The sequence below is a fragment of the Caballeronia sp. genome (genome assembly GCF_049581465.1).
Taxonomy (GTDB): Bacteria; Pseudomonadota; Gammaproteobacteria; order Burkholderiales; family Burkholderiaceae; genus Caballeronia.
In genome coordinates this window covers 1-5,487 of the sequence record NZ_JBAUSA010000591.1, presented here as the reverse complement: position 1 = coordinate 5,487, position 5,487 = coordinate 1, and the positions used below count along the sequence as shown (strand labels likewise).

Genomic DNA, 5,487 nt, shown 5'->3' with positions numbered 1-5,487 from the left:
CAGGTGCGTGGTGTTGAATACCTTGATGTCCTGCGCTTTGACGTCTTCGAGACCGTCGATGATCGCGCGCTGAAGTTTAGTGATTTCCATGTTTTACCGATGTATTTGTTGCTGTGCTAATGAGTGTTTCTTACCGATGGTACAGGCCGTGTTGAACAATATAGTCCCATACGGCCAACGGGACATGACTCTCGACGTACGCGCGGCCGGCCGCGTGCGCCTGAAGGCGTTCTCCCAGATGCTCTCGGATTTCGGTAGCCGAAACATCGAGTTCCAGCGTCGAGTCGATCAGCAAATGGCCGCACGGCGTCGAGCGCAACACGTGCGCCGGGGCGCTGCGGGCGGCGATTTCGGCGGCGACGGCGGCAGACACCGTCGACACATCGAAACCGGCGCGGGTTTCAACGCAAACGTGCGCAAATTCAAACAGGCGCTGCCATTCGCGCCAACTGTCCAGATGCACGAGTTGATCGGCGCCGATCAGGAGCGACAACGAGGCCGCCGTGCCTTCCCGCTCGCGCCACCGTGCCAGCGTTTCGACGGTGTAACTCGGCCCCGCGTGCTCGATCTCGTCGGTGGCAACAGTGACGGTTAAACCGTCGACTGCCAGGGATTCTGCGGCTGCGCGTGTCATCGCGAGCCGATGATGCGGCGCCGAAACATCCTTCTTCTGCCACGGTTGGCCAGCCGGCAGCAGGATGAGCTCAGTCAGTTCGAGCACTTCGGCAAAGCGTCGGCCCAGCGCCAGGTGAGCGTCGTGAATCGGGTCGAACGTGCCGCCCAGCAAGCCCACGCGCCGGGCGCATCGATGGTTCGGGTTCACGGGGCGGTCCTCTTTTACGTTCAAAGCCACGCTCGCGGTACCAGGAAGTCCGTGTAAAGGCGCGCTTCGGGCGTGCCCGGCGCGGGTTTCCAGTCGTATCGCCACGTGACCGCCGGTGGCATCGACATCAAGATGGATTCCGTGCGGCCGCCGCTTTGCAACCCGAACAGCGTACCCCGGTCGAAGACGAGATTGAATTCGACGTAACGGCCCCGTCGATACATCTGGAAATCGCGTTCCGCTTCGCCGTATGGCGTGTCCCGACGACGCTCGATAATCGGCAGATAAGCCGCCAGAAAGCTGTCGCCGACACTGCGCATCATCGCAAACGACGCGTCGAACCCGGGTTCCGAAAAGTCGTCAAAGAAAATCCCGCCGATTCCACGCGCTTCGTTGCGATGCTTCAGATAAAAATATTCGTCGCACCACGTCTTGAACCGCGGATATAGCTCCGAACCGAACGGCGCGAGCGCTTCGCGGCAAACGCCGTGAAAGTGCCGTGCGTCGTCCTCGTAGCCGTAATAGGGCGTCAGGTCCATGCCACCGCCAAACCAGAAAAGCGGCGGTTCGCCTTCTTTGGCCGCGATAAGCAGCCGCACGTTCATGTGCACGGTGGGGCAGTGCGGATTGCGCGGATGCATGACCAGCGACACGCCCATTGCCTCGAAGCCACGCCCGGCGAGTTGCGGGCGTGCAGCGCTCGCCGATGCGGGTAGCGCGTCACCGGCTACGTCCGAAAAACCGACCCCGCCGCGTTCGAAAAACTCGCCGCCTTCGAGAATTCGCGTGGTGCCGCCGCCGCGCAGCCTTTCTTCGGGGCCGCGCTGCCACGAATCGACCGCGAACGCGGTGCCGTCGAATGCGCCGAGCGTCTGGGCGATGTGCGCTTGCAGACCGGTCAAATAGGTACGGATAGCGTTTATGTCGTAAGTCGGATCGGGCATCGTGTTGCTTGGCGTGTCGCGTCGAGTGCTGCTTTCGCGTGCTCGACCTGTAAAACGCACTGCCGGACACGTTGGTCCGGCAGTGCGATGAAAAAACCGCAGCGCTGCAGCATTAGCCGTGGCGATCGCCGGCCTTCCGGCTTAGGGCCCGATGGCCAATGTCCCGCCGATACTGCATGCCGTCGAACTCAATCTGGTTGATCGTATCGTAGACCACGGATTGCGCGCCACGCACGGAATCCGACAGACCGACGACACAGAGAACCCGGCCGCCCGAGGTGACGAGCTTGCCGTTCTCCAACGTGGTACCCGCATGGAACGTCACGGCTTCCGGCGTTTCCGGCGGAATGTCGCTGATCCGGTCGCCCTTGCGCGGTGTGTCCGGATAATTGTGCGCCGCCAGCACGACACCCAGCGCGGTTCGCCTGTCCCACTCGATCTCGGCTGTGGCGAGCGTTCCGGCAATCGCGAGTTCGACCACCTTCGAGAAATCGCCCTTGAGACGCGCCATGATCGGCTGCGTTTCCGGGTCGCCCATGCGGCAATTGAATTCGAGCGTTTTCGGGTTGCCGTGCGCGTCGATCATCAGTCCGGCGTACAGGAAACCTGTGTAGCGGATGCCTTCCATCTCCATGCCGCGCACCGTTGGCAGGATGATTTCGCGCATCACTCGGGCATGAAGTTGCGGTGTGACGATCGGGGCGGGGGAGTAGGCACCCATGCCGCCGGTGTTCGGGCCTTTATCGCCGTCGAGCAGGCGCTTGTGGTCCTGGCTCGACGCCAGCGCCAGCACATGCTTGCCGTCGACCATCACAATAAAGCTCGCTTCCTCGCCATCCAGGAACTCCTCGATCACCACCCGCGCGCCGGCATCGCCGAGCTTGTTATCCGCGAGCATGGAGTCGACGGCTGCGTGCGCTTCCTCGAGCGTGGTCGCAACGACCACGCCTTTGCCTGCCGCCAGTCCGTCCGCCTTGATCACGATAGGCGCGCCTTTCTGGTCGAGATACGCGTGCGCGGCGGCGATGTCGGTGAAGGTTGCGTACTCGGCCGTGGGAATAGCGTGGCGTTGCATGAACGCCTTGGCGAAATCCTTCGAGCTTTCCAGTTGTGCTGCTTCCTTCGTCGGACCGAAGATTTTTAGCCCGCGCGAACGGAACAAATTGACGATGCCCGCAGCCAGAGGGCCTTCCGGCCCGACTACCGTGAGCGTGACCTGCTCGTTCTCGGCGAAATCGGCGAGGGCCGCGGGGTCGGTAATGTCGACGTTGGATAGGCGCTCGTCCTGCGCCGTGCCGCCGTTACCTGGCGCCACATAGACCACCTGCACGCGCGGTGACTGCGCGAGCTTCCACGCAAGCGCATGTTCACGACCGCCGGAACCGACGACGAGTAACTTCATTTAAATCCCCGAGACCTTAAAAAATTCATGGCGGCAAGGCGGCAAAGCCGACGCCGCGCCAATACCGCGTGTGTTCGCGTTGCTGTGGTGCATGAAGTCTGCGCCGAGAGAGCCGGATCAGCGGAAAAAGATCTCGCGCCGGCGGCCGCTTCACTGCTCTTGCGGCACCGCTCTTTCCGCTTTCGTCCTTTCAGCCGCTTATTTTATGCAGCCAAATGGTTGGAACAGTGGGTGTTCGTCGATGTGCCTCTTAAGGCCAGACACTCTCTGGCGAGAGCCGCATGCATCGATCGCGCCAGCGTGCTCATGACGCTTCTCAACGCCTGCCGAGCTGGCGCGCCTCGCACCAGAAGCCCGTACAACGGGCGTCGCCCGCTCACGGATCATTCCTGGTCGATCGTCGCGTTCGTGTACACCACTTGCACGTCGTCCAGGTTTTCCAATGCGTCCAGCAATTTCTGCATTTTTGCAGCGTCTTCGCCGGTGAACTCGACTTCGGACTGCGGCTTCATGGTGACTTCCGCGAGTTCTGCCTTGAATCCGGCTGCCTCCAGCGCATCTTTTACCTTCTGGAAGTCATTGGCCGGGCAAACCACTTCGATACTACCGTCGTCGTTGGTCACGACGTCGTCCGCGCCGGCTTCCAGCGCCGCTTCCAGCAACTTGTCTTCCTGCGTGCCGGGTGCATAGAGAAACTGGCCGACGTGATCGAACATGAACGACACCGATCCGTCCGTGCCCATGTTGCCGCCGAACTTCGAAAATGCGTGCCGCACTTCTGCGACGGTCCGGGTGCGGTTGTCAGTCATGGTATCCACGATAATCGCCGCGCCGTTGATGCCATAGCCTTCGTAGCGAATCTCTTCGTAGGTCGCGCCGTCGACGCCGCCGACACCGCGCTGGATCGCGCGATTGATGTTGTCTTTCGGCATGTTCGCGTCGTAGGCTTTATCGATGGAAAGCCTCAAGCGCGGGTTCGTGTCGGCGTCGCCTCCGCCCATGCGGGCAGCAACCTGGATTTCCTTGATAAGACGCGTCCAGACCTTGCCGCGCTTGGCATCGGTCGCTGCTTTCTTATGCTTGATGTTGGCCCATTTTGAATGACCCGCCATACGTTTCTCCGTCGCGCGCGAGCTTGGTCGCACGCTTGTGTGTCAATGTCGCGTAGTGTCGCTTTTTCGCGGACCCAAATTTTATCATGGCGGCATGCCTCGGCTGGCACCGAACCACCAGGAGGTCTGTAAACGGCTGGCGAACGGCCGGAATTCGGCTGGCCGCCCCACAACTTCGCGCGCTTGACTAGTTCTTGGTACCAAACAACCGGTCGCCCGCATCGCCGAGTCCCGGCACGATGTACGCGTGCTCGTTCAGGTGCGAATCGAGCGAAGCGACATATAACTTCACGTCCGGATGGGCATCGGAGAAAACCTTCACGCCTTCGGGCGCGGCGACCAGCGCCACGAAGATGATGTTTTCGCCGAGTACGTTGCGCCGCTTCATGACATCGACCGCGTGCACGGCCGAATAGCCGGTTGCCACCATTGGATCGCACAGGATGAACACGCGCTCTTCCAGGTCGGACGGCAGGCGCACGAGATACTCGACCGGCCGGTGATCTTCTGCGCGATACACGCCTATATGGCCAACGCGGGCCGATGGGATCAGGTCGAGCAGCCCGTCGGACATGCCGATGCCGGCCCGCAGCACAGGCACGATCGCGAGTTTCTTGCCGGCGATCACCGGGGCGTCGACGCTGACGAGCGGCGTCTCCACCCGTTTGGTGGTCAACGGCAGGTTGCGCGTTATTTCATAGCCCATCAGCAGCGTGATCTCACGCAGCAACTCGCGAAAGGTGCGAGTAGACGTGTCCTTGTCCCGCATGTGCGTCAGCTTGTGCTGGATCAGCGGGTGGTCGAGGATAGAAAGATTGGGGAAGCGGCTGTCGTGTTTCATGGTGTTCGCGCGGGTGCCGCGGCGTTAAGTGTGCTTCGTATGGTTCGTATGGTCTGGACACTGCATCCGACGCAATTCCAAGCCTCTGTGATAGTAGAGACATCGCGACGATTCAGTTTTCGAAGGCCAAGCTTGTGCAATGACGCCAGTTTACCCAAATTAACTGGAGCCAAAGGGGAGATTGCGGGCGACAGGCCATCAGGCCTATTGCGCTGCCAACGCTCATGCCCTCATTCTTCTAGAATTGCGGGATGCGATCGTTTATCGACCGCAACGATTCAACGGATCATTCGGAAGGAGCAGCAATGGATATGGGAATCAAGGGGCGCACTGCCCTGGTGTGCGCAGCCAGCAAGGGCTTGGGG

The 5,487-nt window shown here is 61.0% G+C and carries 5 protein-coding genes and 1 pseudogene; all 6 read right to left on the bottom strand.

The window, feature by feature from the left end:
* A pseudogene (locus tag WCA53_RS14485) lies at window positions 1-90 on the bottom strand (ribosome silencing factor); the annotation flags it as partial.
* 40 nt (window positions 91-130) lie between these two features.
* On the bottom strand, window positions 131-853 hold the full coding sequence (locus WCA53_RS14480) for a nicotinate-nucleotide adenylyltransferase (RefSeq protein WP_423911382.1): 723 nt from the start codon (window positions 851-853) through the stop codon (window positions 131-133).
* Window positions 844-1,767: an oxygen-dependent coproporphyrinogen oxidase gene (gene hemF / locus WCA53_RS14475; protein WP_423911380.1), complete on the bottom strand. Its 924-nt coding sequence runs from the start codon at window positions 1,765-1,767 to the stop codon at window positions 844-846. The genes WCA53_RS14480 and hemF overlap by 10 nt, the downstream gene beginning before the upstream one ends.
* A gap of 112 nt (window positions 1,768-1,879) precedes the next feature.
* A complete protein-coding gene (gene purD, locus WCA53_RS14470) occupies window positions 1,880-3,169 on the bottom strand; it encodes a phosphoribosylamine--glycine ligase (protein WP_423911378.1) in 1,290 nt (429 codons plus the stop codon).
* A 383-nt stretch (window positions 3,170-3,552) separates the two neighbouring features.
* Window positions 3,553-4,281 carry a YebC/PmpR family DNA-binding transcriptional regulator gene (locus WCA53_RS14465; RefSeq protein ID WP_423911376.1) on the bottom strand — a complete coding sequence of 243 codons (729 nt, stop codon included), beginning with the start codon at window positions 4,279-4,281 and terminating at the stop codon, window positions 3,553-3,555.
* A 187-nt stretch (window positions 4,282-4,468) separates the two neighbouring features.
* Window positions 4,469-5,122, bottom strand: coding sequence for a uracil phosphoribosyltransferase (gene upp, locus WCA53_RS14460; RefSeq protein ID WP_423911374.1), 654 nt, complete (start codon window positions 5,120-5,122; stop codon window positions 4,469-4,471).
* Window positions 5,123-5,487: the final 365 nt, after the last annotated feature.

What these genes read in the sequence shown, in the direction of transcription:
- hemF (WP_423911380.1), bottom strand. Translation starts at nt 1,767, where the DNA reads ATGCCCGATCCGACTTACGACATAAACGCTATCCGTACCTATTTGACC.
- purD (WP_423911378.1), bottom strand. Translation starts at nt 3,169, where the DNA reads ATGAAGTTACTCGTCGTCGGTTCCGGCGGTCGTGAACATGCGCTTGCG.
- WCA53_RS14465 (WP_423911376.1), bottom strand. Translation starts at nt 4,281, where the DNA reads ATGGCGGGTCATTCAAAATGGGCCAACATCAAGCATAAGAAAGCAGCG.
- upp (WP_423911374.1), bottom strand. Translation starts at nt 5,122, where the DNA reads ATGAAACACGACAGCCGCTTCCCCAATCTTTCTATCCTCGACCACCCG.